Genomic DNA, 26,141 nt, shown 5'->3' on the forward strand with positions numbered 1-26,141 from the left:
GCCGCATGCGCCGGATGCGCAACACCATCTACGTCACCAGCGAGGAGGCGTGGCTGCGCAAGGACGGCGCCAACCTCGTGGTCGAGGTCGCCGGTGCCGAGCGCGGCCGGGCGCCGCTCCACGTCATCGACGGCGTGGTGAGCTTCGGCCGGGCCGGTGCCTCGCCCGCCCTGCTCGCGGCCTGCGCGGAGGCCGGCATCACCGTCTCGCATCTCGATCCGGCCGGGCGCTTCCTCGCGCGGGTCGAGGGCCGGCGCACCGGCAACGTGGCCCTGCGGCGGGCGCAGTTCCGCGCCGCCGACGATCCCGTCCGGGCGGTCCCGATCGTGCGCGGCATCGTCGCCGCCAAGGCCGCCAACCAGCGCGCGGTGCTGCGCCGGGCCTTGCGCGACCACGGGGAGGCGCTCGCGCCCGCCACCCGCGCGGAGCTGGAGGCCGCGGAGCGGCGGCTCACCGACGCCGCGCGCCGCACCCTGGTGGCGCCCTCGGTGGAGGCCCTGCGCGGCCTGGAGGGCGAGGCGGCCGCCATCTACTTCGCCGCTTTCCCGGCCCTGGTGCGGGTGGAGGATCCGGCCTTCCGCTTCGGGGGCCGTTCGCGCCGGCCGCCCCTCGACCGGATGAACGCGCTCCTCTCCTTCCTCTACGCGCTCCTGGGGCACGATTGCCGCTCGGCCGCCGAGGCGCACGGCCTCGATCCGCAGGTGGGCTTCCTGCACGCCGACCGGCCGGGCCGGGCGAGCCTCGCCCTCGATCTCATGGAGGAGCTGCGCCCCGTCCTCGCCGACCGCCTGGCGCTCAGCCTCGTCAACCGCCGCCAGCTCGCGGCGGGGGATTTCGTGGTGGAGGAGGCCGGCGGCGTGCGCCTCACCGACGATGCCCGCAAGCGGGTGCTGGTCGCGTGGCAGGAGCGCAAGCGCGACGAGCTGCGCCACCCCTTCCTCGCCGAGACGATGCCGCTCGGCCTCGTCGCCCATGCCCAGGCGCAGATGCTCGCCCGGCACCTGCGAGGCGACCTCGACGGTTATCCGGCCTTCATCTGGAAGTGAGCCGTCCGCCATGCTGATGCTCGTCGCCTACGACGTAAACACCATGACGGCGGAGGGGCGCCGACGCCTGCGCCGGGTCGCCCGCGCCTGCCTGGATGTCGGCCAGCGGGTGCAGAACTCGGTCTTCGAGTGCGAGGTGGAGCCCGCGCAATGGACGGAGCTGCGGGCCCGCCTGATCGCCACGATCGACCCGCAGCGCGACAGCCTGCGCTTCTACCGGCTGGGGGCGGAGGGGCGTCGGCGGGTCGAGCATATCGGGGCCAAGCCGACCCTGGATCTCGACGGGCCGCTGCTGTTCTGAGCGCCCGTGCGAACCGCCAGCGCACGGCCCCGCCCTCGGGGGCTCGCGCCGGTGATACCGCCGCAGGATCAGGGTCTTCCGGGCGTGGGACGGTCCTGGCGCAGCTGTGGCCGCCCGCCGCGGTGGCGGTTCGCGCGACAGGGGCCATGGAGCCGTTCTCGTCAATCGGCTAGACCAGGGCAGTCGCTCCCTCACAGGGGCGCGGATTGAAACCTCTGGGACCCGAGGCGCCATCGCGCCCCGGTGGTAGCTCCCTCAGGCCTGTAGGCCGCCGTGAAGGCATGCCCCGTCGCGGAGACGGCACAACAGAGCCGATCCTCGAGCAGGAGCAGGCCGCCGGCCATTCATCGCGCGTCTCCGGGAGGAGCGGGAGCGTGATCTATAGCGCAGGCTAGATTTGCCTTCCAATCATTGGCGCGCGATCGACCTCGAGGCACGTCGCGGCCCCGGCTCGCCCACCGCTGCCCGGGCTTCGGTCGAAGACGGGATCACGGGGCGCGCCGTGGGACCGACGCCTCAGACGGGGCGCAGCAGCACGTGCTTCTTGCGCCCGAAGGAGAGCTTGATCACGCCGTCCGCCGTCAGGTCGGCCTCGCCGAGCACGGCGCGCTCGTCCGTGACCGGGGCGTCGTTCACCTTGAGGCCGCCGCTGCGCACCTGCCGGCGCGCCTCGCTGGTCGAGGGCAGGAGCTTGGCGTGCTCGGGGCCGAAGGCCGCGAGAACGCCGAGGCCCGCCGCGAGGACGGACCGGGGCACCTCGATCGTCGGCAGCGTCTCGGGGGCGGCGCCCTCCTCGAAGGTCCGGCGCGCGGTCTCGGCGGCGGCCTCGGCCGCCTCGCGGCCGTGCAGCAGGGCCGTGGCCTCCGTCGCCAGCACCTTCTTGGCCTCGTTGATCTCGGCCCCGCCGAGTGCGGCGAGCCGGTCGGTCTCGGCGAGCGGCAGCAGCGTGAACAGGCGCAGGAAGCGGCCCACATCCGCGTCCTCGGTGTTGCGCCAGAACTGCCAGTACTCCCAGGGGGAGAGCATGTCGGGGTTGAGCCAGACCGCGCCGGAGGCGGTCTTGCCCATCTTGGCGCCCGAGGCCGTGGTCATCAGCGGGCAGGTGAGCGCGTGGAGCTGCGGCGTGCCGAGGCGCCGCCCGAGATCGATGCCCGTGACGATGTTGCCCCACTGGTCGGAGCCGCCCATCTGCAGCGTCACGCCGTAGCGGCGGTTCAGCTCCACGAAGTCGTAGGCCTGCAGGATCATGTAGTTGAATTCCAGGAACGACAGCTCCTGGTCGCGCTCCAGCCGCAGGCGCACGCTGTCCATCGACAGCATCCGGTTCACCGAGAAGTGGCGGCCGATGTCGCGCAGCATCTCGATGTAGTTGAGCGTCGTCAGCCACTCGGCGTTGTCGGCCATCAGGGCGCCGCCGGGCGCGTCGCCGAAGGCGAGGAAGCGCGCGAAGGTCTTGCCGATCTCCGCCTTGTTGGCGTCGATCTGGTCGAGGGTCAGGATCTTGCGGCTCTCGTCGCGGCCGGACGGGTCGCCGACCCGCGTGGTGCCGCCGCCCATCAGCGCCACCGGCTTGCCGCCCGTCGCCTGCAGCCAGTGCAGCATCATGATCGAGAGCAGGTGCCCGATATGCAGCGAGGGCGCCGTGCAATCGTAGCCCACATAGGCCGTGAGCCGCCCCTCGGCGGCGGCGGCGTCCACGCCCGCGAAGTCGGAGCATTGGTGGACGTAGCCGCGCTCGATCAGGACCTTCAGGAAGTCGGAGCGGGGCACGAAGTCGGAGGGCGCGGCCATGGGCGGTCTGTCTCGTGAGGCGGCGGGACAAGCCCTGACCGCCATGCTAAGCAGGTTTCGCGAAGGTGGTCACCGGTTTTGAGTCGAAAACCTGCGACACTTCAAGGCGCTAAGCGGATTCGAGGTGGCGCGCCACCGCAGACCCGCTCGGCGAGGGTCGATGGGCGGCGCTCATAGCAGCGCGCGGGCGGAAACGCACGGGGGCGGACGATGATGCGGGCGATCGGCCTGATGAGCGGCACCTCCCTCGACGGCATCGACGTCGCGCTGATCGAGACCGATGGCGAGGGGCTGCGGGTGACGCGCGGCCATAACGGCCGGATCGAGCCCCTCGGGCCCACCCTCTGCCGCGACTATGCGGAGGAGGACCGGGCGCTGCTGCGGCGGGCGCTCGACGACGCGGTGGCGATCACGCGGCGCACCGAGCGGCCGGGCTGCCTGCGCGCGGCGGAGGACCTCGTGACGCGCCGCCACGCGGAGGCGGTCGAGGCCTTCCTCGCCGAGAACCGCCTGTCGCCCGGCGAGATCGACCTCGTCGGCTTCCACGGCCAGACCGTGATCCACCGGCCCGCCGAGGGGCTCACGGTGCAGATCGGCGACGGCGCGGCCCTTTCCCGCCGTCTCGGCATCCCGGTGGTCTCGGATCTCCGGCAGGCCGACGTGGCGGCGGGCGGGCAGGGGGCGCCGCTGGTGCCGGTCTTCCACCGCGCGCTCGCCCGCGCCTCGGGCTTCACGGGGGATCTCGCCGTCCTCAACATCGGCGGCGTCGCCAACGTCACGCTGATCGCCGGGAGCGACGATCTCGTCGCCTTCGACACCGGGCCCGGCAACGCCCTGGTGGACGATTGGGTGAAGGAGCGCACCGGGCAGGGTTTCGATGCGGGCGGGCGCCTGGCCGCCGCGGGACGGCCCGACGAGGCGCTGCTGGCCTGGCTCCTCGTCCACCCCTTCTTCACCCGCCGCCCGCCCAAATCCCTCGACCGGAACGCCTTCTCGCACCGCGTCGTCGGCCAGCTCCCGACCGAGGACGGGGCCGCGACCCTCACCGCCTTCACGGTGCGCGCCATCGCCCGCGCCCTCGACTTCGCGGACGCGCTCCCGCCGCGCTGGATCGTGGCCGGGGGCGGGGCGAAGAACGACGAGATGCTGCGGCTGCTGCGGCACCACCTGCGCACCGAGGTGATGCGGGCCGACGAGGTCGGCTGGTCCTCGGCCTTCCTAGAGGCGCAGGCCTTCGCCTACCTCGCCGTGCGCTCGCTGAAGGGCCTGCCGCTCACCGTCCCCTCGACGACCGGCGTGCGGGAGCCGGTGACCGGGGGCGTGCTGGCGCGCCCGTGAGCCTCGGCCACGCGCTCCGCCGGATCATCCGCGAATACCCGCTCGCGCGGCTCGATCCGCTGCCCCGCCATCCGCTCGCCCACGTGATCCGCCGCGGCGCGCCCGACGAGGTGCGGGCGGCCCTGCCCGCCGACGCCCCCGGCCTCCTCGTCAAGGGAAGCCCCGGGCGCGGCCTGCACTGGGCGGCGGTGCCCTGGATCGCGGTGTTCGACCCGGCCGTGACCACGAGCGCGACGGAGGGCTTCTACCTCGTCTACCTGTTCCCGGCCGATCGCGAGGCGGTGCATCTCTCCCTGGCGCAGGGCACCGTCGCGGCGATGCGGGCGCATGGGCCGCGGGCCGAGGCGGCCCTGCGCGCCGATGGCGAGCGTCTGCGGGCCCGGCTCCCGGACTTCGCCGCGCGGCTGCCCGAGACGGCGATCGGGCTCGGGAGCGAGGGAGACCTGCCGCGGGGCTACGAGGCGGCGCACATCCTCGGCATCACCACGCCGATCACCGGCCTCGATGACGAAACGCGGCTGCGCCGGGACCTCGCGACCGGCCTCGACGCCTACCGGGCGCTCCGGGCGCGGGGCGGCTTGAACTGAGACGCGGCGGGAGATGACGGCTGCCCGCGCGGAGGGTTTGTCCCGGCCCGCATCCCGCGCTAGACCGCTTCCATCATGTCGCACAACAGCTTCGGCCACCTCTTCCGCGTCACGACCTTCGGCGAGAGCCACGGGCCGGCCCTCGGCTGCGTGGTGGATGGCTGCCCGCCGCTCATCCCGCTGGAGGCCGCCGAGATCCAGGCGGAGCTCGACCGGCGCCGGCCGGGCCAGTCGCGCTTCACCACCCAGCGCCGGGAGCCCGATGCGGTGCGCATCCTCTCGGGCGTCTTCGCGGACGACCGCACCGGCGGGCGCCAGCTCACCACCGGCACCCCGATCGCGCTGATGATCGAGAACGTCGACCAGCGCTCGAAGGACTATTCCGAGATCCGCGACACCTACCGGCCCGGCCATGCCGACTACGCCTACGAGGCGAAGTACGGCATCCGCGACTATCGCGGGGGCGGGCGCTCCTCGGCCCGCGAGACCGCCGCGCGGGTCGCGGCGGGGGCCATCGCCCGCAAGGTGCTGCCGGGCGTCACCATCCGGGGCGCCCTGGTCCAGCTCGGCCCCCACGCCATCGACCGCGCCCGCTTCGACTGGAACGAGGTCGGCAGCAACCCCTTCTTCTGCCCGGACGCGGTGGCGGCCGCGCAATGGGCCGAGATCCTCGACGGGATCCGCAAGGACGGCTCCTCCATCGGTGCCGTGATCGAGGTGGTGGCCGAGGGCGTGCCGCCGGGCCTCGGCGCCCCGGTCTACGGCAAGCTCGATTCGGACCTCGCCGCCGCGATGATGTCGATCAACGCGGTCAAGGGGGTCGAGATCGGCGACGGATTTGCGGCGGCGGCCCTGCGGGGTGAGGAGAACGCCGACGAGATGCGCCCCGGCAATGGCGGCGCGCCGAGCTTCCTCGCCAACCACGCGGGCGGCATCCTCGGCGGCATCTCGACGGGGCAGGCCATCGTCTGCCGCTTCGCCGTGAAGCCCACCTCCTCGATCCTGACGCCCCGGGCCAGCGTGACCCGCGACAACCGGCCCGCCGACGTCGTCACCAAGGGCCGCCACGACCCCTGCGTCGGCATCCGCGCTGTGCCGGTGGGCGAGGCGATGATGGCCTGCGTGCTCGCCGACCATTACCTGCGCCACCGCGGGCAGGTGGGCGAGCCCCGGCCCTTTCAGCCGGAGTGAAATCGGCACGATTTCAGTTTCGCTGAAATCAATGGCCGGCTATAAGGCCGGCGTGAAACTCGGCGACTGGCTTCGGCAGCAGGGCGTGTCCCGCATCGACTTCGCGCGGCGCTGCGGGCTCTCCCCCGCGGCGGTGACGGGCCTGTGCAACAATCCCGGTGCGTGGCTGTCGCGCGAGACCGCCTCCCTCGTCGCCCGCGAGACCGGCGGTGCCGTGACGCCGAACGACTTCCTGGGCCTGAGCGCCCCACGGCAGGAGATGCCCGTGCCCCACGCTTCCGTCCTCGAGACCATCGAGGCCTTCGCCCGCGGCGAACTCGTCATCGTCACCGACGACGACGACCGCGAGAACGAGGGCGATCTCGTCATCGCGGCCTCGCTCTGCACGCCGGAGAAGATGGCCTTCATCATCCGCAACACCTGCGGGATCGTCTGCGCGCCGATCACGGGGGCGGAGGCCAAGCGCCTGCGCCTCGAGCCGATGGTGGCCTCGAACGACGCGCCGCTCGGCACCGCTTTCACGGTGACGGTGGACGTCAAGCACGGGCTCACCACCGGCATCTCGGCCGAGCAGCGCTGCAACACCGTGCGGGCGCTCGCCAACGGCAACATGGGCGCGGCGGATTTCGTGCGGCCGGGCCACGTCTTCCCGCTCATCGCCCGGGACGGCGGCGTGCTCATGCGCTCGGGCCACACGGAGGCGGCGGTCGATCTCTGCCGGCTGGCGAAGCTGCCGCCGGTGGGCGTGATCTGCGAACTCGCCAACGACGACGGCACCGTGATGAAGGGGCCGCAGATCACGGCCTTCGCCGAGAAGCACGGCCTGCGGCAGATCTCGGTGGCGGATCTCATCGCCTACCGGCAGGCCCGCGAGAAGCTCGTGGAGCGGATCGGCAGCTTCCCGGTGAAGACGGAGTGGGGCAGCCTCACCGGTTACGCCTACACCACGCCCTTCGAGCCGATGCAGCAATTCGCCTTCGTGCACGGCCGGATCGGCGACGGGCGCGACATGCTGGTGCGCCTGCACCGCTCGAACGTCGTCGCCGACGTGATCGAGGGCGGGCGCTCCATCGCCTGCGTCATGCGCCGTTTCGCCGAGGAGGGGCGCGGCGTCCTCGTCTACCTGCGCGACGGCACCGCGGGCGTGCCGCTCACCAGCTTCCGCGAGGAGCAGGACGACGGCGCCGAGGCTGCCCGGGTGCGCCAGTGGCGCGAGGTCGGCCTCGGCGCGCAGATCCTGCGCGATCTCGGGGTGGTCTCGATCCGCAACCTCGCCACGGCCTCGCGCTCCTATGTCGGCCTCTCGGGCTTCGGCATCGAGCTGCTCGGGGACGAGCCGCTGGAGGCTTAGAGGGGGCGTTCCGGCGCCCTGCCCGCCATGTCCCTGCGTGCCCTGCGCAGTCTCGTCGCCATCGCCCGGCAGGGATCCTTCGCCCGCGCCGCCGAGACGGTGGGCCTCACGCAATCGGCGGTGAGCCTGCACGTGCGGGGGCTGGAGCAGGAGTTCCGGGCGGTGCTGTTCGACCGGTCGCGGCGCCGGCCCGTGCTCACCGAGGCGGGCCACGTCGCGGTCGCCCGGGCCGAGGAGATCCTCGCTCTCTACGACGGCCTCGCGGCGGAGCTGGAGGCGGGCGGGGCGCTCGCCGGGCGGCTGCGCGTCGGCGCGATCCAGACCGCCCTCGCGGGCCCGGTGCCGGATGCCCTCGCGCGGCTGCGCGCCACGCATCCGCGCCTGCGGGTGCAGGTCGTGTCGGGCATGTCGGCGGAACTCGCCGTGCGGGTCGATACGGGCGAGCTCGATGCGGCCGTCACCACCGGACCCGTCCGCCCGCATCCGGCCGGGCTCGTCACCACGCCGCTCTACGAGGAGGGCTTCTGGATCCTCGCGCCGCCGGGGCTGGAGGCGCGGGGCGCCCGCCGGATCCTGGAGGAGCTGCCCTTCATCCGCTTCGACCGGCGCGCCTGGGCCGGTCGCACCATCGCGCAGGAATTGCGGCGCCAGCGGCTGCGGGTCGACGGCGACATCGAGCTCGACAGCAAGGAGGCCATCCTGCGGATGGTGACGAAGGGGCTCGGCGCCGCCGTGCTGCCCCTGTCCGAGGCCGGACGCCGGGCCCTGCCGCCGCTCACCTGCCTGCCCTTCGGCGATCCGCAGAGCCGCCGGGCCGTCGTGCTGCTGGAGCGGGAGGACCGCCCGGCCCAGCGCCTCGCGGCAGCGCTCGCCGAGGCGGTGCGGGAGGCCGCCGCCGGATCCGCGAGCCTGGCTCATCGATGAGCCCGGCTTGAGGATCGGTCGAGTTATTCGCGTTTTTCCTCAAGCGATCCCGCCCCTATGGTCGCCGCATGATCGCGACCGTCCTCCTCGCCCTCGTTCCCATCGCCCTGCTGATCGGCCTCGGCTCGGCCCTGCGCCGGTCGGGCTTCCTCGCCGAGAGCTTCTGGCCGCAGGCGGAGCGGCTCGGCTACTACGTGCTGCTGCCGGCGCTGTTCGTGCACGGGCTCGCGACGGCCCGGCTCGACGGCGTGCCGGTGGCGGGGCTCGCCCTGGTGCTGGTGGCCCCGACGCTCGCGGTCGCCGGAGTGCTGGTGGCGCTCCGGCCGGTCCTCGGCGGCTCCGGCGCGGCCTTCACCTCGGTCTTCCAGGGCGGGGTGCGCTTCAACAACTACGTCGGCGTCTCGGCGGCGGCCGGCTTGTTCGGGACGCAGGGCGTCGCGCTCGCGGCGGTCGCCAACGCGGCGATCGTGCCCACCGTCAACGTGCTCTGCGTGCTGGTCTTCGCCCGCTTCGGGGCGGGCGGGCGGCTCGCGCCCCGAGGCATCGCGCGTCAGCTCGCACTCAATCCCCTGGTGGTCGCCTGCGTGATCGGCATCGGCCTCCAGGCCGCGGGCCTCGGCCTGCCGCCGGGTCTCGACACGCTGCTGCGGACCCTCGGCCAAGCCTCGCTGCCGCTGGGCCTGCTCTGCGTCGGCGCGGCCCTCGACCTGTCCGCCGCGCGCAGGTGGCTGCGGCCGGTCCTCGTCGCTTCGGGCGCCAAGTTCGTGCTGATGCCGCTGGCGACGCTGCTCGCCTGCCGGGCGCTCGGCCTCCAGGGCGCGGCAGCCACCACCGCGCTGCTGTTCCAGGCGCTGCCGACCGCCTCCTCCTCCTACATCCTGGCGCGCCAGCTCGGCGGGGACGCGCCCCTGATGGCGGGCATCACCGCGGCGCAGACGGTGCTCGCCGGGGCGGCGATCCCGATCGTGCTGCTCGGCCTCGCGGTCTGAGCCGGGGCGGTCAGCGCCCCATCAGCGCCTCGACATGGGCGGCCACCGATTTCGACAAGCCGTCGAGGTCGTAGCCGCCCTCCAGCACCGACACGATCCGCCCCTTCGCGTGCCGGTCGGCGATCTCCATCAGGCTCCGGGTCGCCCAGGCGAAATCCGCCTCCGTCAGGCGCAGGTTCGCGAGCGGGTCGCGCCAATGGGCGTCGAAACCCGCCGAGATCACGATCAGGTCCGGGCGGAAGGCCTCGACCCGCGGCAGGATCCCGTGCTCGAAGGCCTCGCGGAAGCGCTCGCCGTCGTCGCCCGGGCGCAGGGGCACGTTCACGATGGTGTCGTGGTCGCCCCGTTCGGAGGTGGCGCCGGTGCCGGGATAGAGCGGCATCTGGTGGGTGGAGCAGTACAGCACCGAGGCGTCGCTCCAGAAGATGTCCTGCGAGCCGTTGCCGTGGTGGACGTCCCAATCGACCAGGGCGACGCGCTCCGCCCCGTGCCGCTTCTGCGCGTGGCGCGCGGCCACCGCCGCCTGGTTGAAGAAGCAGAAGCCCATCGCCTGGGTGCGCTCGGCATGGTGGCCGGGCGGGCGCATGGCCGCGAAGGCGTTGGCGACCTTGCCCTCCATCACCTCGTCCACCGCCTGCACGGCGGCGCCGAGGGAGCGCAGCACCGCCTCCAGCGTCCCGGGCGACATCACCGTGTCGGAATCGATCGCCACCAGCCCCTCGCGCGGGGCCGCCTCGGCGATGGCCTCCACGTAGGCGCGCGGATGGGCGAGCGCCGCGACGTCGAGATCCGCCCGCGGGGCCTGCTCGCGCACCAGGGCCGAGAAGCGCTCGTCCTCCAGTGCGTGCTCGATGGCGCGGATGCGGTCGGGGCGTTCCGGATGGCCGTGGGGCGTGGCGTGGTCGAGGGATGCCGGGTGGCAGAGATACAGCGTCGTCATGCCATCATTGGCCCGAAGGCCCCCTCCCGTGGCTGTGGCATACACCGTGGCAGGAGGCTGACCGGGACGCAACACATGCGTGCATTCGTGAGCAGGCGGCCCGCACCATGGCCCGCGGCGGCTTCGCAGTGCGGCGCCCGCGCTGTAAGCTTAACGGCCGGTCAACCATGACGCACCGAGGCTGACCGCGAGCCGGATCCCGATTCGATGCGCCGTCACGCCCTCCTTCTCGCTGCCGCCCTGGCCGTGTCCGGCTGCAGCTACAAGAGCATTCCCGATCCGAGCCTGTCCGCGCAGGACGCGGCCTGGATGGCGATGATCCCGGACGGCGAGACCGACCCGCGCTTCGCCCGCTACCTGACCGACGATCCGACCGGGCAGCCGCCCGGCACCATCGTGGTCGAGACGAAGGAGCGGCAGCTCTACTACGTGCTGCCCGACCGCAAGGCCGTGCGCTACGGCGTGACGGTGGGCGACGAGGCCTATGGCTGGAGCGGCACCGCCCGCGTGTTCCGCAAGGCGGCCTGGCCGGACTGGAACCCGCCGGCCGAGATGGTGAAGCGCTGGCCGCACGTCCACCCGATGAAGGGCGGGCCGGCCAACCCCCTCGGCGCCCGCGCCCTCTACCTCGCGGATGGCGACCACGACACGCTCTACCGCATCCACGGCACCAACGAGCCGGAGCGGATCGGACAGGCGGCCTCCTCGGGCTGCATCCGCATGCGCAACATCGACGTCGTCGACCTCTACAACCGCGTCGGCGTCGACGCGAAAGTCATCGTGCGCTGATCGTCGCAACCGTTTCGCAACGCTGCCTCCTTGCTTCGGCTTAACCTGAACGCGGATTCAGATTTCGACGTTAACCGCTGGGGTGATCGTCGTCGCGCATAGTCCTTCTCACACGGGGACAAGCACCGGCATCAAAAAGGCCGGGGAGGCACGACAGATGATCAAGTCTTCTCTGCAGGAATTCTGTAACCGTATGGTCGCCAAGGGCCGGGTCTCGCATGCCGACGTGCGCGAGCTGGCGCGGGAGGTGCTGCCCGACGGGTTCGCCAGCCGCGAGGAGGCCGACATGCTGATCGGCCTCGACCGGGCGGTGCCGGCGGATCCCGACTTCGCCGATTACCTCATCGCCTCCGTCGTGGATTTCGCGGTCTGGGGCGAGCGCCCGACCGGCCGGATCGACGCCGACATCGCCCGCTGGCTCGTCGGCAGCCTGTCCTGCGGCAGCGGGCCGACCGCGACGGGCGCCCGGATCGCCGTCGAGGTGGTGCGCGAGGCGCAGGCGACCGACGCGGACCTCGTGGCTTTCGCGCTCAGCATCAACCACCTGCGCGCCGGCGTCGACGAGGCGGACTTCCCGGTCGCCCTCGCGGCCTGAGCCGCCCTCGACCGGCCGGGTCGGCCGATCTTGGACCAATCGGGGTCGGTCTGCTGCGCCCCACTTGCCTTTTCGCTGCTTTCGCAGCGCGCGCCGATGCATTAACGGAGATGAGCTTGGGCGTTTCCGGCCCGGCCTGATCCTTCCCACGGCTCGAGTGCGCGCTTCGATGTTCGACAAGATCCTGATCGCAAACCGGGGCGAGATCGCCTGCCGCATCATCAAGACGGCGCGGCGGATGGGGATCAAGACGGTCGCCGTCTATTCCGATGCCGACCGGGACGCGGTCCACGTGGCCATGGCCGACGAGGCGGTCCATATCGGACCCGCCCCGGCCGCGCAGTCCTACCTCCTGATCGAGAAGATCATCGAGGCCTGCAAGCGCACCGGCGCCCAGGCCGTGCATCCGGGCTACGGCTTCCTCTCCGAGCGCGAGGCCTTCCCCAAGGCCCTCGCCGAGGCCGGGCTCGTCTTCATCGGCCCCAATCCCGGCGCCATCGCCGCCATGGGCGACAAGATCGAATCCAAGAAGGCCGCTGCCGCCGCCAAGGTCTCCACCGTGCCGGGCTTCCTCGGCGTGATCGAGAGCCCCGAGCACGCCGTGACCATCGCCGACGAGATCGGCTACCCGGTGATGATCAAGGCCTCCGCCGGCGGCGGCGGCAAGGGCATGCGCATCGCCCACTCGGCCGGCGAGGTGGCGGAGGGCTTCGCCCGCGCCCGCTCCGAGGCGGCCTCCTCCTTCGGCGACGACCGGGTCTTCATCGAGAAGTTCATCACCGACCCGCGCCACATCGAGATCCAGGTCATCGGCGACAAGCACGGCAACGTGATCTACCTGGGCGAGCGCGAGTGCTCGATCCAGCGCCGCAACCAGAAGGTCATCGAGGAGGCGCCCTCGCCGCTCCTCGACGAAGCGACCCGTCGCCTGATGGGCGAGCAGGCGGTGGCTCTTGCCAAGGCGGTGAACTACGATTCCGCCGGCACCGTCGAGTTCGTCGCCGGCCAGGACAAGTCCTTCTACTTCCTGGAGATGAACACCCGGCTCCAGGTGGAGCATCCGGTGACCGAGATGATCACCGGCCTCGACCTCGTCGAGCTGATGATCCGGGTGGCGGCGGGCGAGCGGCTGCCCCTCACGCAGGACGCGGTGAAGCTCGACGGCTGGGCCGTGGAGAGCCGCGTCTACGCGGAGGATCCGACCCGCAACTTCCTGCCCTCGATCGGGCGGCTGACCACCTACCGGCCCCCGGCGGAGGGCGCGCAGGGCACCGCCACGATCCGCAACGACACCGGCGTCGAGGAGGGCAGCGAGATCGCGATCCACTACGATCCGATGATCGCCAAGCTGGTCTCCTGGGCGCCGACCCGCGCGGAGGCGATCAGCGCGCAGGCCGAGGCCCTCGACGCCTTCGCCATCGAGGGCATCCGCCACAACATCCCGTTCCTGGCCGCGCTGATGCAGCATCCGCGCTGGCAGGAGGGGCGGCTGTCGACCGGCTTCATCGCCGAGGAATTCCCGGGCGGCTTCGCGGCGCCGGTGCCGGCGGGGGACGTGGCGCTGCGGATGGCCGCGGTGGCGGCGGCCATCGACCACCGGCTCAACGAGCGCAAGCGCGGCATCTCGGGCCAGATGCGCGATCCGAGGCACCTGCGCTTCGAGCGGGATCGGGTGGTGTGGCTGGGCGAGCAGCGCTTCGAGGCGACGGTCGAGACGCTCGACGGCGATCAGGTGGCGGTGGCGTTCGCGGACGGCCCCACCTGGGTGGTGGAGAGCGCGTGGCGGCCCGGCGAGCCGGTCTGGACCGGGTCGATCGGCGGTGCCCGGGCGGCGGTCCAGGTGCGGGGCCTGCTGAACGGCGTCTTCCTGCAGCACGCGGGCGCGGCCGCCGAGGCGCGGGTCTACACCCGGCGCGAGGCGGAGCTCGCGGCCTTGATGCCGGTCAAGGAGGTCGGCGGCTCCGGCAAGCAGCTGCTCTGCCCGATGCCCGGTCTGGTGAAGAGCATCATGGTGACGCCGGGCCAGGAGGTGAAGGCGGGCGAGCCGCTGGCGATCGTCGAGGCGATGAAGATGGAGAACGTGCTGCGCGCCGAGCGCGACGGCACGGTGCAGACCATCCAGGCCAAGGAGGGCGACAGCCTCGCTGTCGACGCCGTGATCCTCGAATTCGCCTGAGAGCGGATCGGCCGTGCCGCTCTACTTCGCGTACGGCTCCAACATGGACCGGGCCGCCATGGCCCGGCGCTGCCCCGCCTCCACGGTGCGGGGCATCGGCCGCCTCAACCGCCACCGCTTCGTGATCATGCGCGAGGGCTACGCCTCGGTGGTGCGCGATCCCGGCGCCACGGTCTGGGGCCTCGTCTGGGACCTCGCCCTCTCCGACGTTCCGGCCCTGGACCGCTACGAGGGCGTGGCGAGCGGCCTCTACATCAAGGCGCAGCAGCCGGTGACGACGGAGGGGGGTGTGCGGCGCGCGCTCGTCTATCTCGGCCGCGGCCAGGGCGGCGTGCCGCGGCCCGGCTATCTCCAGGGTGTCATCGCGGCCGCGCAGGAGGCGGGGCTGCCCGAGGCCTATCTGCGGAGCCTGGGGACATTGCTGCGGGCGGGGTGAGATCGGCTCCGGGGGGAGGCGTGGCCCCTTCGGCTCCCTGATACGGTTTCCGGGAGATCACTTTCGGAAACCGTATCACGAGCCCGCGCGGCGCCTGAGCGAGGCCGGTTTCCGCATCGCGAAGCGATCATCCGGAAACCGTATGAGAGCCTGTTTGACGGGTCTGCATCCTCCCACTCCCGCTCTCGGGCTGAGGTCGCGAGTGGGACGGATGGATGGTTTGTTGAAGGTGACCGCCGGGAGCCGTCAACAGGCTCGGAGAAGCCTGACGCGCTCACCGCCCCTTGAACAGCGGGTGCTCGATCTTGTCGCCCGTCCGGATGCCGAGCTTCGCCGCCGTGCCGGCGTTGAGTTCGAGCACGGCGAGGACCGGGCCGCCCGACGGGATCGTGCGCGTCGAGAGCGGTTCCGTATCGGCGGCGATGCGCGTGACGGTGCCGTCCGCCCGGATGAACAGCATGTCGAGGGGCAGGTAGGTGTTCTTCATCCACATGGTGACGGGCGCCACCTGAGCGAAGTCGAACAGCATGCCGTGATCGGGGGCCATGCTGCGGCGGAACATCAGGCCCTGGGCGCGGCCGGCATCGTCGCGCATCACCTCCACCTGGAAGGCGTGGCGCCCGCCGCGCGAGACGATGGAGAGCGGCTCGGTCGGACCCTCCGCCCGCAGGGGCGAGGCGACGAGCGCGAGCAGGACGGCGAGGACGGCGAGCGCCGTCGCGGCGCTGGGCCGTGCGAATCGGATCGACATGACGTGAAACTTAGTGCGAGGCGGGCAGGGTGCCATCCGCGAGGCGGACCTCGGCGGCCATCAGGCCCTTGGAACCGTCACCGTAGCGCACCATCACCGTCTCGCCGGGCTTCAGCTCGGCGATGCCGTAGCGCCGCAGGGTCTCCATGTGCACGAAGATGTCCGGCGTCCCGTCGCCGCGGCTCAGGAAGCCGAAACCGCGCAGGCGGTTGAACCACTTCACCACCGCCGTTTCCAGGCCGCTCGTCGGCACCACGGTGACGTGGGTGCGCGGCATCGGCAGTTCGGCCGGATGCGTCGCGGTCGACTGATCGAGGGAGATCACCCGGAAGGCCTGCCAGCCGCGGGCGCGCTGGACCGCCTCCACGACGATGCGGGCGCCTTCGCTGGCGCTCTGGTGGCCGTCCCGCCGCAGGCAGGTCACGTGCAGCAGAACATCCGGTGCACCGTTGTCGGGTACGATGAAGCCGAATCCCTTCGCGACGTCGAACCACTTGATGCGGCCGCTGATCTCCACGAGGTCGAGCGGCGCATCCGTCTCGACGTCCGTGCCGGCGCGTTTCGCGCTGGCCTCGAACGTGCTCCCCGGCCGAGGGCCGAGCGGGCCTGAACCGAATTCGTCCGACATCGTAAGCAACCCACACCGAATCGCGACGGGCGATTCACAGGGGAGCTTAACAAAGTCATGACTCGGGGAAAGCCCGAATCATCGCCTAATCCAAGGGGCGAAGGCGGCTTTCCCGCCCGAACAGGGACGTTTCTCGGCGGCTTCTGCATCCGGGCGGTGCAGGCCGCCACCACGCTGCGCAGCCGGTGCAAGCGCGGAGGCCGGGAATTGACGCCGTTGCGCGATTGTGTCGCAGGGCTCGACCGGATCCCGTGCCTCGTCTAAGCAGCCTCGCGCCGGCGCGCCACGGTGTCGCCCGCTCGTCCTCTTCCCGGTCTCGCAGGGCCTTGTCGGAACATCACCGGACGCATGTCCGAAACCTGTTCGGGGGCCGCGGCCTGAGCGGAGCCGCTTTCGCGGCGTTCTCCGCCGTGGCGGCCCTGCCGCGCCGCCTCGCCGCGCCGTCCCCCGCCGGCCGGCTCGCGGTGATCGATGCGGCGCGCGGCGCAGCCCTCGCCGCCATGGCGCTCTACCATGGCACCTGGGATCTCGGCTTTCTGCGACTGACGCCGGAGAATGCGGCGCTCACGCCCCTCGGCCGGGCGGCGGCGCACGGCATCGCCGGCAGCTTCCTCGCCCTCGTCGGGGTGAGCCTCGTGCTGGCGCAGGGTGGGGCCTTCCGGCCGCGGCCGTACCTCACACGGCTCGCCCGCATCGGGCTCGCCGCCGCGGCGATCTCGCTCGCCACGCGGGTCGCCTTCCCGGAGAGCTGGATCTTCTTCGGCATCCTGCACTGCATCGCCGTGTCGAGCCTCCTCGCCCTGCCGGCCTTGCGGATGCCGGTCGCGCTCGTGGCGATGGCGGCCCTCGCGGTGCTCGCGGCACCCACCGTCCTGGCGTGGCGCGATGCGGCGCCGGATTTCCTCGACGCACCGGCCCTGCTGGCGCTCGGGCTCGGCCGGACGGTTCCGGTCACGAACGACTACGTGCCGCTCTTCCCCTGGTTCGGCTGCGTGCTCGCCGGAATCTGCGCCGGCCGCCTCGGGCTGCCGCGCCTGGCACGGTCCCGGCTCGGATCGTGGCGGCCCGCGTCCCGCGGCGGCCGGATCCTGGCGGGGGCCGGGCGGCACAGCCTCGCGGTCTATCTCGTCCACCAGCCGGTGCTGCTCGGGCTGTTCTCCGGGGTGGTGGCGGTGACCGGGCCGCATCCGCGGGCCGGGGAGGCGAGCTTCCGGCAGGATTACGCGCAGACCTGCGCGGTGGCGGGCGGCGCGCCGGAGCGCTGCCGCGCGGCGGCGGAGTGCCTGCTGGAGCGCCTGCGCGGGGAGGGGCTGTGGCAGGCCGCCGGCCGGGGCACGCTCTCCGGCGAAGAGCGCGCCCGGGCCGTCACGCTCTCCCAGGCCTGCTTCATGCAGGCGTCCGAGTGAGCGGTGGCGCTCAGTCCTTGGCGCGCTCCACGTAGGAGCCGTCCGCCGTCATGATGACGACGCGGGTGCCCGTGGTGATGTGGGGCGGCACCAGGGTGCGCACGCCGTTCGAGAGCGTGGCGGGCTTGTAGGAGGACGACGCGGTCTGGCCCTTGGTCACCGGCTCGGTATCGGTGATCTCGAGGGTCACGCGCTGCGGCAGCTCGATGGCGAGCGGCGTGCCGTTGTGCAGCGAGAGCATCACCGCCATGCCTTCCTGCAGGTAGGCGGCTTGGTCGCCGATCACGTCCTCCGGCACCGCGACCTGCTCGTAGGATTCGGGGTTCATGAAGTGGAAGCCCTCGCCGTCCGCGTACAGGAAGGTGTGCTCCCGGTCCTCCACGAAGGCACGCTCGACCTGCTCGGTGGTGCGGTAGCGCTCCGACACCTTCACGCCGTCGGTGATGCGGCGCATGTCGAGCTGGGTCACCGGGGTGCCCTTGCCGGGGTGGATGTTCTCGGCGGAGAGGATCACATAGAGGCGGCCGTCCTTCTCGACGACGTTGCCTTTGCGAAGCGAGCTGGCGATCACCTTCACGGGGCGGGTCCTAAGAGCGAGCGTTGACAGAATCGGTCGGCGTCCCGCAAGCCGCTGCCGGCTCGGGGTGCCCGAGCGCCCGCCCTATCGCATCTGACGCGCGACCGCCAGTCGCGACCGGTTCGACCATGACCACCGCCTCGCCCTGGTGGACGCCCCACGTCCACGCCGACCGCCGTCCCCGCCTGCTCGCCCGCAACCGCATCAAGGCGGCCCTGCGCGCGTGGTTTACCGATCGCGGCTTCGTCGAGGTCGAGACCGCCGCCCTCCAGGTCTCCCCCGGCAACGAGGCGCATCTCGCCGCCTTCGCCACCCGGGCGATCGGGCCGGACGGGCGGGGCATGCCGCTCTACCTCCACACCTCGCCGGAATTCGCCTGCAAGAAGCTCCTGGCCGCCGGCGAGCGGCGGATCGTCAGTCTCGCGCCCGTCTACCGCAACCGGGAGCGCGGGCCGCTGCACCATCCGGAATTCACGATGGTGGAGTGGTACCGGGCCGGCGAGCCCTACGGCGCGCTGATGGGCGATTGCGCGGCGCTCCTCGCGCTCGCCGCCGAGACCGCCGGCACGAACCGGTTCCGCTTCCGCGACCGCGAGGCGGATCCCTTCGCCGAGCCCGAGCGGCTCGGCGTGGCGGAGGCCTTCGCGCGCTTCGCCGGCATCGATCTCCTCGCCACCGTGGCGGCGGACGGGGCCACGGACCGGGAGGCGCTCCACGCCGCGGTGACGGCGGCCGGCCTCCGCACCGCCCCCGACGACACCTGGGCGGACCTGTTCAGCCGCGTCCTCGTGGAGCGGGTCGAGCCGGAACTCGGGCAGGGGCGGGCGACGATCCTGTGCGAGTATCCGGTGCCCGAGGCGGCGCTGGCGCGGCCGAGCCCGGACGATCCGCGGGTGGCGGAGCGGTTCGAGCTCTATGCCTGCGGGGTCGAGCTCGCCAACGGCTTCGGCGAACTCACCGACGCGGACGAGCAGCGCCGCCGCTTCCTCGCCGAGATGGACGAGAAGGAGCGCGTCTACGGCGAGCGCTATCCCCTCGACGAGGATTTCCTGGCCGCGCTCGCCCAGATGCCGGAGGCGAGCGGCATCGCGCTGGGCTTCGACCGCCTCGTGATGCTGGCGACGGGGGCCCGCCGGATCGAGGAGGTGATCTGGACCCCCGTCGCGGGGGGATCGCGGTGAGCCGGCGGACCCTGCGCGATCCTGCGGGCCTTGCGGCGGCCGGGCTGGTGGCGGCGGAGACCCTCCCGGCGCTGGAGCGGGTGGCGGCGCGCTACGCCGTCGCGGTCACGCCCGACATGGCCGAGCTGATCGAGACGCCGGAGGACGGGATCGGCCGCCAGTTCCTGCCGGACGCCGAGGAACTGGAAACGGCCCCGGAGGAGCGGGCGGACCCGATCGGCGACGGGGCGCATGCGCCGCTGCCGGGCATCGTCCACCGCTATCCGGACCGGGTGCTCCTCAAGCCTCTGCATGTCTGCCCGGTCTATTGCCGCTTCTGCTTCCGCCGCGAGGTGGTGGGCCCCGAGGGGCTGGGCTCCCTCGACGAGGCGGGGCTCGACGCGGCGCTCGCCTACATCGCGGCGCGCCCGGCGATCTGGGAGGTGGTGATCACCGGAGGCGATCCCTTCCTGCTGGCGCCCCGGCGCCTGGAGCGGATCGCGGCGGCGCTGCGGGAGATGGACCATGTCCGGGTCCTGCGCGTCCACACCCGGGTGCCGGTGGTCGATCCGGCCCGGGTGGATGCAGGCCTGGTCGCCGCCCTGAAGGCGTTCGGCCGGGCGGTGTTCGTTGCGCTCCACGCCAATCATCCGCGGGAATTCACGCCGGCCGCCCGCGCCGCCCTCGCGCGGCTCGTCGATGCGGGCATCCCGATGGTCTCGCAATCGGTGCTGCTGCGGGGGATCAACGACGATCCCGAGACGCTGGCGCTCCTGATGCGGAGCTTCGTCGAGAACCGGGTGAAGCCCTATTACCTGCATCACGGCGACCTCGCCCCGGGGACCGCGCATTTCCGCACCGGCCTCGCGGAGGGGCAGGCGTTGATGCGCGGCCTGCGCGGGCGCCTCTCGGGCCTCGCCCAGCCCACCTACGTCCTCGACATTCCCGGCGGGCACGGCAAGGTGCCGGTGGGGCCGGGCTACCTCGCGCCGCGGGGCGCGGGCTGGACCGTGACCGATCCGGATGGGCGCGAGCACGCCTATCCGCCGGAGGGAGGGGAGCGATGCGCAGACTCTGGGGACGCCTGAGTTCCGTCAACGTGCAGAAGGCCGTCTGGGGGCTGGAGGAGCTGGGCCTCGCCTACGAGCGGGTCGAGGCGGGCGGCGCCTTCGGGATCGTGCGCGAGCCGGCCTATCTCGCCCTCAACCCGAACGGGCTGGTGCCGGTCCTCGAAGAGGACGGCTACGTCCTGTGGGAATCGAACGCGATCCTGCGCTACCTCGCCGAGGCGCACGGGGGCGGACGGCTGCGGCCGGAGGAGACGCGGGCGCGGGGCCTCGTCGATCAGTGGCTCGACTGGCAGGCCACCGCCTTCACCCCCGCCATGCGGGACGCCTTCTGGCAGACCGTGCGCACGCCCGCGGAGCGGCGCGACGAGGCCGTCATCGCCCGTTCGGTCGCGGCGAGCGAGGCGGCGGCGGCGGTCCTCGACGCGCATCTGGCGGGACGCGCCTTCGCGGTGGGCGACGCCTTCAGCCTCGCCGACATCGCGCTCGGCTGCGCGACCCATCGCTGGCTGCACCTCGCGGTACCTCACGAACCCCGGCCGCACCTGCAGGCCTGGTATGCGCGCATCGCGTCCCGGCCGGCCGCGGCCAAGGTGCTGGTCACGCCGATCACCTGAGCGCGCCGGCCGGGCCCGCCGCGGATCCATCGGCCCTTCTGCGGGAAGTTCTCATCCGCTAAGGCGGGCGGCGGAGCCTTTTCTCCCATCAGGACCCCGCCATGCCTCTCGACAAGACGCTGATCGACGCGCTGCAGGCCGTCACCACCGCGACCCTCACCACGGTGCTCCTCAAGAAGGGCATCCGGCGCTGCTGGATGCGCGGAACCCAGCCGCGCTTCGCGGCGGGCAAGCGCGTGGTCGGGCCGGCCTTCACCCTGCGCTTCGTGCCCGCCCGCGAGGACCTCGCCACGCCGGAATCCTGGTCGAGCCCGACCTCGACCCGCGGCGCCATCGAGGCGATGCCGGAGGGCTGCATCGCGGTCGTCGACGCGATGGGCGTGACCGATGCGGGCATCTTCGGCGACATCCTCGCCGCGCGCATGCAGAAGCGGGGCGTCGCGGCCCTGGTCACCGACGGCGTGATGCGCGACGGCGAGGGCGTGGCCGGCACCGGCCTGCCGGTCTGGTGCTCGGGCGTGGCGGCCCCGGCCTCGGTCGCCGGCCTCACCTTCGTGGGCTGGAACCAGCCGATCGGCTGCGGCGGCGTCGCGGTGTTCCCCGACGACATCGTCGTGGCGGACGGGGACGGCGCCGTGGTGATCCCGGCCGCCATCGCGCAGGAGGTGGCGTTGGCCGCGGTCGAGCAGGAGCGGCTCGAACTCTGGATCATGCGCGAGGTCGAGAAGGGCGTCGCGCTGCCCGGCCTCTACCCGCCGAATGCCGAGACCAAGGCCCGCTACGAGGCCGAAACGGCCGCGAAGTAGCGGTCGAGGCCGTGACCGTTCGCTCGAACGGTCACGGCTCCTCGTCCCCGGTCCCGGCATCCGCCTCGGCGGAGGCGGCTCGGCGCGGCAGCGTCAGGCGGTAGACGCCGCGGAAATCGTCCGGATCGGGAACCACGCGCCCCTTGCGCAGGATCGCGACCCGCCCCTCCTTCATCAGCCGCACCGCCTCCCGGCGGACCGGCTGCATCAGGGGGCTCCAGCCGTCCGGGTGCGGGCCTCCGAGCGCGCGGGCCACCTCCGAGGGGCAGACGCTCTTGTCGGGGCCGCGGGTCTCCACGAGCCGGAGCAGGGTCTCGGCGATCGTCGCGTCGGCGGGTTTCTCAGTCGTCATCGGGTTCCTGCAGGGCGCGGCACGCCTCCGAGGCGAATTGGCGCTGCCACATCACATAGACCACCGCGAGGGTGGTGACGAACAGCACGTAGGGGCTGACGAACCAGCCGAGATAGGCCAGCGCGAAGAACCATGCCCGCTGGCCCCGGTTGAAATGGGCGCCCGCCACCACGTTCATGCGCGCGGCCCGGCGGGCGGCGCGGCGGATCGTCTCCTCGTCGCTGCCGCGCGGCGGCACCGCGCCGATGAGTATGGCGCCGTAGTTGAACAGCCGGTAGGCCCAGGCGAACTTGAAGAAGGCGTAGACGAAGAGCAGCGCCAGCCCCGCCACCTTGAACTCCCAGGTGGTGCGGGTGGTCTGCGTGCCGAAGGGCAGGGTGCCGAACAGCGTCAGCACGTCGTCGGCCGAGCGCGTCAGCGTCAGCACGCTGCCGAGCGCGATCAGCGAGGTCGAGGCGAAGAAGGCGGTGCCGTTCTGCAGCGAGGCGTTGATGGTGGTGTCGACCACCCGGTTCTCGCGCAGTTCGAGCTGCTCGGCCCAGGCGTGCCGGTAGCGGTTCATCATCCGGTTGAGGCTGCCGCCGCTGCCGGAGAGCCGCTCGACCGCGACGCTGTAGCCGATCCAGGCGGTGAGGAAGACCGCCACCGCCGCGAGGTCGAGGAGGGAGAAATCGCCCACGGGTCGCGCGGCCTCAGCCGCGCAGGATGACGAAGCCGCCGGGCGGCGTCTCCGCGGCGGGCTCGACCGCGACCGCCATGACCCGTGCTCCGGCGGGGCCGCGATGCAGGGCCGCGACCATCGCCTCCACCGATGCGGAGGGGCCGGACAGGATCGCCTCGACGCGGCCGTCGGGCCGGTTGCGCACCGATCCGTTCAGGCCCAGCCGCCGGGCCTCCCCGCGGGTCCAGGCCCGGAAGCCCACGCCCTGCACGCGGCCCTCGACCACGGCCCTGACGGTTCGCTCTGCTGCCACGGCTCGCGCTCCCCCCTTCTTATGATGCGGGCAGGTAGCATGCCGCCGACCGCCTGAGAACGCGCGCCGCCGCAGGGTGGACTTGATCCGGGGCCGCTAACCCTCTAAGCGGGCCGCGCCTTCCGCCCGGCCCGTGACGTCGTGGGCGGGCTTGCCGCAGGTGAGGGATATGGCCAAGGAAAAGTTTTCGCGGACGAAGCCGCACTGCAACATTGGCACGATCGGTCACGTTGACCATGGGAAGACGTCCCTGACGGCGGCGATCACGAAGGTGCTTGCGGAAGCGGGCGGTGCGACGTTCACGGCCTACGACCAGATTGACAAGGCCCCGGAGGAGAAGGCGCGCGGGATCACGATCTCGACGGCGCACGTGGAGTACGAGACGCCGAACCGTCACTACGCGCACGTGGACTGCCCTGGTCACGCGGACTACGTGAAGAACATGATCACGGGTGCGGCGCAGATGGACGGCGCGATCCTGGTTGTGTCGGCGGCGGACGGCCCGATGCCGCAGACGCGCGAGCACATCCTTCTGGCGCGGCAGGTCGGCGTTCCGGCGCTGGTCGTGTTCATGAACAAGGTCGACATGGTGGACGATCCGGAGCTTCTGGATCTGGTCGAGCTTGAGGTGCGCGAGCTTCTGTCGAAGTACGACTTCCCGGGGGACGACATCCCGATCACCAAGGGGTCGGCACTGTGCGCTCTGGAGAACCGGGAGCCGAAGATCGGGCACGACGCGATCCTCGAGCTGATGAAGACGGTGGACGCCTACATCCCGCAGCCGGAGCGTCCGATCGACCTGCCGTTCCTGATGCCGATCGAGGACGTGTTCTCGATTTCGGGCCGCGGCACGGTGGTGACGGGGCGCGTGGAGCGCGGGATCATCAAGGTGGGCGAGGAGGTCGAGATCGTCGGCATCCGTCCGACCACGAAGACGACGGTGACGGGCGTCGAGATGTTCCGCAAGCTGCTTGACCAGGGTCAGGCGGGCGACAACGTGGGCGTCCTTCTGCGCGGCACGAAGCGCGAGGACGTGGAGCGCGGCCAGGTGGTGTGCAAGCCGGGTTCGGTGAAGCCGCACACGAAGTTCAAGGCCGAGGCCTACATCCTGACGAAGGAAGAGGGCGGGCGTCACACGCCGTTCTTCACGAACTACCGTCCGCAGTTCTACTTCCGGACGACGGACGTGACCGGGGTGTGCCAGCTGCCGGAGGGCACCGAGATGGTGATGCCGGGCGACAGCGTGACCATGGACGTGACGCTGATCGTGCCGGTGGCGATGGAGGAGAAGCTGCGCTTCGCCATCCGCGAAGGCGGCCGCACCGTCGGCGCCGGCGTCGTCGCATCCATCTCCGAGTAAGCCTGATCCGGTGTCCGGGCGATCACGTCCGGACACCGGATCACCGCCCGCGCGGCGCGGAGCAGGGCTCCGCGCATGCCTGAGCGAAGCGGAAGCCGTATGAGACGATCGGGCCCGGACGCGATCCGGGCCCGCCGATCGGACGAGCGGAGCGGGTGCCATGCTGCACCCGCTCCGTTTTCGTTGTGGGGGCGGCTGTCGCACGCCGCCGCCATGGTCCCGAGTGGATCAGGCCGCCCGGATCGAGGCGAGGAACCGTGCGACGTCCGCATCGCGGTCCTGCGACTGCGCGAGAGGTTCGAGGCCGCGCCGAGCACCTGCGCGGCGGCACCCGTCTCCTCGGCCGCGCTGGCGACCCCGGCGACGTTCGCGGTGACCTCCCCGGTGCCGGGTCCGGCGTCTCGGCGGAGATCGGCCGGCGGCCGTTGACGCGGATCCGCATGGTTGGGCCTGGATCTGGCCGAGTGCGTGCGTCGACGGGAGGCGGACGGTGCGCGGATCCGACGCCGCGTCGTCGATCCTGGCATCTGATCGTAGGAGAGCCGGGCCAGGACCGCCATCAGTCCGAGCATGAGGGAGAAGCAGGCGATCGACTTGCCGCGGATCGATGAGGCGGCCGGCACGATGACAATATCTCGGATGTCAGGATGCCGCCGGAGCCGCGGGCCGGCCGCGATGCCGGCCGGATCGCGCCGCGGGGTCCGCCGGGCCGGCGTGCCGCCCAGGGACGACATTCCGCTTGCATCGAGGCCGCTGTTGCGGCTAAGGAGCGGACGCGCCGCGGCGCCGCAGGAGTGTAGCTCAACTGGTCAGAGCACCGGTCTCCAAAACCGGGGGTTGGGGGTTCGAGTCCCTCCACTCCTGCCAGAGGCCGTCGGACTGACCCCTGCCGCTCCCGCCCGCCGCGCATCGTCCCCCCGCCATTGCAGAACAGCGCATCCTGGCCGTGCAGGGCCATCGACAAGCCCGCGCAACTGCGTTAGAGGCATCGCCCATCCCAGATCGAACAGGGCGGCGGCGCGGGCTTGGGGTTGTCCAGGCTCCGCGCCTCTGTTGGTTTCGAGCGGCGACGGTTTGTCGGATTATGGCATCGAACGAAGCGACCAAGAAAGTGGACCTCGGGCGCAATGCGGCCCGCGGCACGCCCGCGCCCCGCGGCGGCGGAGCGCCGACGCCGCCCGCTCGGCCGGCCCCGAAGCGCGTCGGGCCGTTCGAGTTCCTGCAGCAGGTGCGCGACGAGGGCCGCAAGGTCACGTGGCCGACCCGCAAGGAGACCCTGATCACCACCCTGATGGTCTTCGTCATGGTGGTGGTGGCGAGCCTGTTCTTCGTCGTCGTCGATCAGGTGCTGCGCTACCTCGTGACCCTCGTCCTGGGGATTGGGGCGTAAGGCCCGGGAATTGGGGTCTGAGGAGAGAGACGCCGTGTCGAAGCGTTGGTACATCGTCCACGCCTACTCGAACTTCGAGAACAAGGTCGCGCAATCGATCAAGGATCAGGCGGCGCAGCGCGGCCTGCTCGACAAGTTCGACGAGGTGATGGTCCCGACCGAGAAGGTCGTGGAGGTCCGCCGCGGCCGCAAGGTCGATGCCGAGCGCAAGTTCTTCCCGGGCTACGTGCTGGTGAAGTGCGACCTCACGGACGAGGTCTATCACCTCATCAAGAACACCCCGAAGGTCACGGGCTTCCTCGGGGCCGACAAGTCGAAGCCGGTGCCGATCCCGGACGCCGAGGCCGAGCGCATCAAGGGCCAGGTGCAGGAAGGCACCGAGCGCCCGAAGGCCTCGATCTCCTTCGAGGTCGGCGAGTCCGTGCGCGTCTCCGACGGTCCCTTCGCGTCGTTCAACGGCGTCGTGGAGGAGGTCGACGAGAGCCGCTCCCGCCTCAAGGTGGCGGTCTCCATCTTCGGCCGGGCCACCCCGGTCGAACTCGAATACGGTCAGGTCGAGAAGATCTGATCGTCACGCGAATAGCGAAGGGGAAATAGCG

General features: G+C 71.9%; 28 protein-coding genes, 1 tRNA gene and 1 pseudogene. 21 read left to right on the forward strand and 9 right to left on the reverse strand.

The window, feature by feature from the left end; translation table 11 throughout:
* Positions 1–5: 5 nt before the first annotated feature.
* Both cas1c and cas2 read left to right on the forward strand, forming a co-directional pair.
* A complete protein-coding gene (gene cas1c / locus ACE101_RS04325; RefSeq protein WP_379126325.1) occupies positions 6–1,046 on the forward strand; it encodes a type I-C CRISPR-associated endonuclease Cas1c in 1,041 nt (346 codons plus the stop codon).
* Between the two features lie 10 nt (positions 1,047–1,056).
* Positions 1,057–1,347, forward strand: a complete 291-nt coding sequence (gene cas2 / locus ACE101_RS04330) for a CRISPR-associated endonuclease Cas2 (protein ID WP_379126326.1) — start codon at positions 1,057–1,059, stop codon at positions 1,345–1,347.
* Between the two features lie 516 nt (positions 1,348–1,863).
* On the opposite strand, the gene tyrS is transcribed toward cas2, so the two are convergent.
* On the reverse strand, positions 1,864–3,138 hold the full coding sequence (gene tyrS / locus ACE101_RS04335; RefSeq protein ID WP_379126327.1) for a tyrosine--tRNA ligase: 1,275 nt from the start codon (positions 3,136–3,138) through the stop codon (positions 1,864–1,866).
* Between the two features lie 210 nt (positions 3,139–3,348).
* Here tyrS and ACE101_RS04340 point away from each other — a divergent pair, with 210 nt between their 5' ends.
* The 6 genes from ACE101_RS04340 (at position 3,349) to ACE101_RS04365 (ending at position 9,518) form a co-directional block, all read left to right on the forward strand.
* Complete coding sequence (locus ACE101_RS04340; protein WP_379126328.1) at positions 3,349–4,476, forward strand: anhydro-N-acetylmuramic acid kinase; 1,128 nt, start codon at positions 3,349–3,351, stop codon at positions 4,474–4,476.
* Positions 4,473–5,063, forward strand: a complete 591-nt coding sequence (locus ACE101_RS04345; RefSeq protein WP_379126329.1) for a DUF3578 domain-containing protein — start codon at positions 4,473–4,475, stop codon at positions 5,061–5,063. Before ACE101_RS04340 ends, ACE101_RS04345 begins: the two co-directional genes overlap by 4 nt.
* 75 nt (positions 5,064–5,138) lie before the next feature.
* Positions 5,139–6,254, forward strand: a complete 1,116-nt coding sequence (aroC, locus tag ACE101_RS04350) for a chorismate synthase (protein ID WP_379126331.1) — start codon at positions 5,139–5,141, stop codon at positions 6,252–6,254.
* A 52-nt stretch (positions 6,255–6,306) separates the two neighbouring features.
* On the forward strand, positions 6,307–7,605 hold the full coding sequence (gene ribB, locus ACE101_RS04355; protein WP_379138471.1) for a 3,4-dihydroxy-2-butanone-4-phosphate synthase: 1,299 nt from the start codon (positions 6,307–6,309) through the stop codon (positions 7,603–7,605).
* 27 nt (positions 7,606–7,632) lie between these two features.
* Positions 7,633–8,529, forward strand: a complete 897-nt coding sequence (locus ACE101_RS04360; RefSeq protein ID WP_379126332.1) for a LysR family transcriptional regulator — start codon at positions 7,633–7,635, stop codon at positions 8,527–8,529.
* A gap of 68 nt (positions 8,530–8,597) precedes the next feature.
* Complete coding sequence (locus ACE101_RS04365; RefSeq protein WP_379126333.1) at positions 8,598–9,518, forward strand: AEC family transporter; 921 nt, start codon at positions 8,598–8,600, stop codon at positions 9,516–9,518.
* 10 nt (positions 9,519–9,528) lie between these two features.
* On the opposite strand, the gene ACE101_RS04370 is transcribed toward ACE101_RS04365, so the two are convergent.
* Complete coding sequence (locus ACE101_RS04370) at positions 9,529–10,458, reverse strand: histone deacetylase family protein (RefSeq protein ID WP_379126334.1); 930 nt, start codon at positions 10,456–10,458, stop codon at positions 9,529–9,531.
* 207 nt (positions 10,459–10,665) lie between these two features.
* Here ACE101_RS04370 and ACE101_RS04375 point away from each other — a divergent pair, with 207 nt between their 5' ends.
* From ACE101_RS04375 to ACE101_RS04390, 4 genes are all read left to right on the forward strand, one after another.
* Positions 10,666–11,247, forward strand: coding sequence for a L,D-transpeptidase (locus tag ACE101_RS04375; RefSeq protein ID WP_379126335.1), 582 nt, complete (start codon positions 10,666–10,668; stop codon positions 11,245–11,247).
* A 157-nt stretch (positions 11,248–11,404) separates the two neighbouring features.
* Positions 11,405–11,842 carry a hypothetical protein gene (locus tag ACE101_RS04380; protein WP_379126337.1) on the forward strand — a complete coding sequence of 146 codons (438 nt, stop codon included), beginning with the start codon at positions 11,405–11,407 and terminating at the stop codon, positions 11,840–11,842.
* A 169-nt stretch (positions 11,843–12,011) separates the two neighbouring features.
* The gene (locus ACE101_RS04385) at positions 12,012–14,018 is read left to right on the forward strand and encodes an acetyl-CoA carboxylase biotin carboxylase subunit (protein ID WP_379126338.1); all 2,007 of its coding nucleotides are present in this window, start codon (positions 12,012–12,014) and stop codon (positions 14,016–14,018) included.
* Between the two features lie 13 nt (positions 14,019–14,031).
* On the forward strand, positions 14,032–14,454 hold the full coding sequence (locus ACE101_RS04390) for a gamma-glutamylcyclotransferase family protein (protein WP_379126340.1): 423 nt from the start codon (positions 14,032–14,034) through the stop codon (positions 14,452–14,454).
* A 274-nt stretch (positions 14,455–14,728) separates the two neighbouring features.
* Here ACE101_RS04390 and ACE101_RS04395 read toward each other — a convergent pair whose 3' ends face one another.
* Together ACE101_RS04395 and ACE101_RS04400 are read right to left on the reverse strand one after the other, a co-directional pair.
* Positions 14,729–15,205: a DUF192 domain-containing protein gene (locus tag ACE101_RS04395; protein ID WP_379126341.1), complete on the reverse strand. Its 477-nt coding sequence runs from the start codon at positions 15,203–15,205 to the stop codon at positions 14,729–14,731.
* A 10-nt stretch (positions 15,206–15,215) separates the two neighbouring features.
* The gene (locus ACE101_RS04400) at positions 15,216–15,833 is read right to left on the reverse strand and encodes a cold-shock protein (RefSeq protein WP_379126342.1); all 618 of its coding nucleotides are present in this window, start codon (positions 15,831–15,833) and stop codon (positions 15,216–15,218) included.
* A gap of 410 nt (positions 15,834–16,243) precedes the next feature.
* Between ACE101_RS04400 and ACE101_RS04405 the strand changes: the two genes are divergently transcribed.
* Positions 16,244–17,239, forward strand: a complete 996-nt coding sequence (locus ACE101_RS04405; RefSeq protein ID WP_379138474.1) for an acetyltransferase domain-containing protein — start codon at positions 16,244–16,246, stop codon at positions 17,237–17,239.
* 10 nt (positions 17,240–17,249) lie between these two features.
* On the opposite strand, the gene efp is transcribed toward ACE101_RS04405, so the two are convergent.
* The gene (efp, locus tag ACE101_RS04410) at positions 17,250–17,816 is read right to left on the reverse strand and encodes an elongation factor P (RefSeq protein ID WP_379126344.1); all 567 of its coding nucleotides are present in this window, start codon (positions 17,814–17,816) and stop codon (positions 17,250–17,252) included.
* A gap of 128 nt (positions 17,817–17,944) precedes the next feature.
* On the opposite strand from efp, the gene epmA reads away from it, so the two are divergent.
* The 4 genes from epmA to ACE101_RS04430 all read left to right on the forward strand — a co-directional run bounded on the left by epmA (position 17,945) and on the right by ACE101_RS04430 (position 21,466).
* Complete coding sequence (gene epmA / locus ACE101_RS04415; RefSeq protein WP_379126345.1) at positions 17,945–18,997, forward strand: EF-P lysine aminoacylase EpmA; 1,053 nt, start codon at positions 17,945–17,947, stop codon at positions 18,995–18,997.
* Positions 18,994–20,064 carry a lysine-2,3-aminomutase-like protein gene (locus tag ACE101_RS04420; protein ID WP_379126346.1) on the forward strand — a complete coding sequence of 357 codons (1,071 nt, stop codon included), beginning with the start codon at positions 18,994–18,996 and terminating at the stop codon, positions 20,062–20,064. Before epmA ends, ACE101_RS04420 begins: the two co-directional genes overlap by 4 nt.
* A complete protein-coding gene (locus ACE101_RS04425; protein ID WP_379126347.1) occupies positions 20,040–20,660 on the forward strand; it encodes a glutathione S-transferase family protein in 621 nt (206 codons plus the stop codon). The genes ACE101_RS04420 and ACE101_RS04425 overlap by 25 nt, the downstream gene beginning before the upstream one ends.
* 101 nt (positions 20,661–20,761) lie before the next feature.
* Positions 20,762–21,466, forward strand: a complete 705-nt coding sequence (locus ACE101_RS04430; RefSeq protein WP_379126348.1) for a ribonuclease activity regulator RraA — start codon at positions 20,762–20,764, stop codon at positions 21,464–21,466.
* A gap of 31 nt (positions 21,467–21,497) precedes the next feature.
* Here the strand turns inward: ACE101_RS04430 and ACE101_RS04435 are convergent, their stop codons facing one another.
* From ACE101_RS04435 to ACE101_RS04445, 3 genes are read right to left on the reverse strand one after another with little or no spacing between them, the layout of a single operon-like run.
* Positions 21,498–21,818, reverse strand: a complete 321-nt coding sequence (locus tag ACE101_RS04435) for a DUF3253 domain-containing protein (RefSeq protein WP_379126349.1) — start codon at positions 21,816–21,818, stop codon at positions 21,498–21,500.
* Positions 21,808–22,497 carry a DUF599 domain-containing protein gene (locus ACE101_RS04440; protein WP_379126350.1) on the reverse strand — a complete coding sequence of 230 codons (690 nt, stop codon included), beginning with the start codon at positions 22,495–22,497 and terminating at the stop codon, positions 21,808–21,810. Before ACE101_RS04440 ends, ACE101_RS04435 begins: the two co-directional genes overlap by 11 nt.
* Positions 22,498–22,510: 13 nt before the next feature.
* The gene (locus ACE101_RS04445; protein WP_379126352.1) at positions 22,511–22,792 is read right to left on the reverse strand and encodes an acylphosphatase; all 282 of its coding nucleotides are present in this window, start codon (positions 22,790–22,792) and stop codon (positions 22,511–22,513) included.
* A 169-nt stretch (positions 22,793–22,961) separates the two neighbouring features.
* On the opposite strand from ACE101_RS04445, the gene tuf reads away from it, so the two are divergent.
* Positions 22,962–24,152, forward strand: coding sequence for an elongation factor Tu (gene tuf, locus ACE101_RS04450; protein ID WP_379126353.1), 1,191 nt, complete (start codon positions 22,962–22,964; stop codon positions 24,150–24,152).
* Between the two features lie 228 nt (positions 24,153–24,380).
* Here tuf and ACE101_RS04455 read toward each other — a convergent pair.
* Positions 24,381–24,550 (reverse strand): annotated as a pseudogene (locus ACE101_RS04455) (methyl-accepting chemotaxis protein); the annotation flags it as partial.
* Positions 24,551–24,942: 392 nt separating this feature from the next.
* Here ACE101_RS04455 and ACE101_RS04460 point away from each other — a divergent pair.
* The 3 genes from ACE101_RS04460 to nusG all read left to right on the forward strand — a co-directional run bounded on the left by ACE101_RS04460 (position 24,943) and on the right by nusG (position 26,110).
* A tRNA-Trp gene (locus tag ACE101_RS04460) sits at positions 24,943–25,019 on the forward strand.
* Positions 25,020–25,236: 217 nt separating this feature from the next.
* The gene (secE, locus tag ACE101_RS04465; protein WP_379126354.1) at positions 25,237–25,542 is read left to right on the forward strand and encodes a preprotein translocase subunit SecE; all 306 of its coding nucleotides are present in this window, start codon (positions 25,237–25,239) and stop codon (positions 25,540–25,542) included.
* A gap of 34 nt (positions 25,543–25,576) precedes the next feature.
* Positions 25,577–26,110 (forward strand): transcription termination/antitermination protein NusG, encoded by a 534-nt coding sequence (nusG, locus tag ACE101_RS04470; protein ID WP_379126355.1) that lies wholly within the window; start codon positions 25,577–25,579, stop codon positions 26,108–26,110.
* Positions 26,111–26,141: the final 31 nt, after the last annotated feature.

The sequence above is a fragment of the Methylobacterium carpenticola genome, from assembly GCF_042748905.1.
Classification (GTDB): domain Bacteria; phylum Pseudomonadota; class Alphaproteobacteria; order Rhizobiales; family Beijerinckiaceae; genus Methylobacterium; species Methylobacterium carpenticola.

What these genes read in the sequence shown, in the direction of transcription:
- cas2 (WP_379126326.1), top strand. Translation starts at nt 1,057, where the DNA reads ATGCTGATGCTCGTCGCCTACGACGTAAACACCATGACGGCGGAGGGG.
- secE (WP_379126354.1), top strand. Translation starts at nt 25,237, where the DNA reads ATGGCATCGAACGAAGCGACCAAGAAAGTGGACCTCGGGCGCAATGCG.
- aroC (WP_379126331.1), top strand. Translation starts at nt 5,139, where the DNA reads ATGTCGCACAACAGCTTCGGCCACCTCTTCCGCGTCACGACCTTCGGC.
- ACE101_RS04385 (WP_379126338.1), top strand. Translation starts at nt 12,012, where the DNA reads ATGTTCGACAAGATCCTGATCGCAAACCGGGGCGAGATCGCCTGCCGC.
- ACE101_RS04435 (WP_379126349.1), bottom strand. Translation starts at nt 21,818, where the DNA reads ATGACGACTGAGAAACCCGCCGACGCGACGATCGCCGAGACCCTGCTC.
- ACE101_RS04340 (WP_379126328.1), top strand. Translation starts at nt 3,349, where the DNA reads ATGATGCGGGCGATCGGCCTGATGAGCGGCACCTCCCTCGACGGCATC.
- ACE101_RS04400 (WP_379126342.1), bottom strand. Translation starts at nt 15,833, where the DNA reads ATGTCGGACGAATTCGGTTCAGGCCCGCTCGGCCCTCGGCCGGGGAGC.
- ACE101_RS04375 (WP_379126335.1), top strand. Translation starts at nt 10,666, where the DNA reads ATGCGCCGTCACGCCCTCCTTCTCGCTGCCGCCCTGGCCGTGTCCGGC.
- ACE101_RS04370 (WP_379126334.1), bottom strand. Translation starts at nt 10,458, where the DNA reads ATGACGACGCTGTATCTCTGCCACCCGGCATCCCTCGACCACGCCACG.
- tyrS (WP_379126327.1), bottom strand. Translation starts at nt 3,138, where the DNA reads ATGGCCGCGCCCTCCGACTTCGTGCCCCGCTCCGACTTCCTGAAGGTC.
- tuf (WP_379126353.1), top strand. Translation starts at nt 22,962, where the DNA reads ATGGCCAAGGAAAAGTTTTCGCGGACGAAGCCGCACTGCAACATTGGC.
- ACE101_RS04380 (WP_379126337.1), top strand. Translation starts at nt 11,405, where the DNA reads ATGATCAAGTCTTCTCTGCAGGAATTCTGTAACCGTATGGTCGCCAAG.
- ACE101_RS04395 (WP_379126341.1), bottom strand. Translation starts at nt 15,205, where the DNA reads ATGTCGATCCGATTCGCACGGCCCAGCGCCGCGACGGCGCTCGCCGTC.
- ACE101_RS04360 (WP_379126332.1), top strand. Translation starts at nt 7,633, where the DNA reads ATGTCCCTGCGTGCCCTGCGCAGTCTCGTCGCCATCGCCCGGCAGGGA.
- ACE101_RS04425 (WP_379126347.1), top strand. Translation starts at nt 20,040, where the DNA reads ATGCGCAGACTCTGGGGACGCCTGAGTTCCGTCAACGTGCAGAAGGCC.
- cas1c (WP_379126325.1), top strand. Translation starts at nt 6, where the DNA reads ATGCGCCGGATGCGCAACACCATCTACGTCACCAGCGAGGAGGCGTGG.
- ACE101_RS04365 (WP_379126333.1), top strand. Translation starts at nt 8,598, where the DNA reads ATGATCGCGACCGTCCTCCTCGCCCTCGTTCCCATCGCCCTGCTGATC.
- epmA (WP_379126345.1), top strand. Translation starts at nt 17,945, where the DNA reads ATGACCACCGCCTCGCCCTGGTGGACGCCCCACGTCCACGCCGACCGC.
- ACE101_RS04430 (WP_379126348.1), top strand. Translation starts at nt 20,762, where the DNA reads ATGCCTCTCGACAAGACGCTGATCGACGCGCTGCAGGCCGTCACCACC.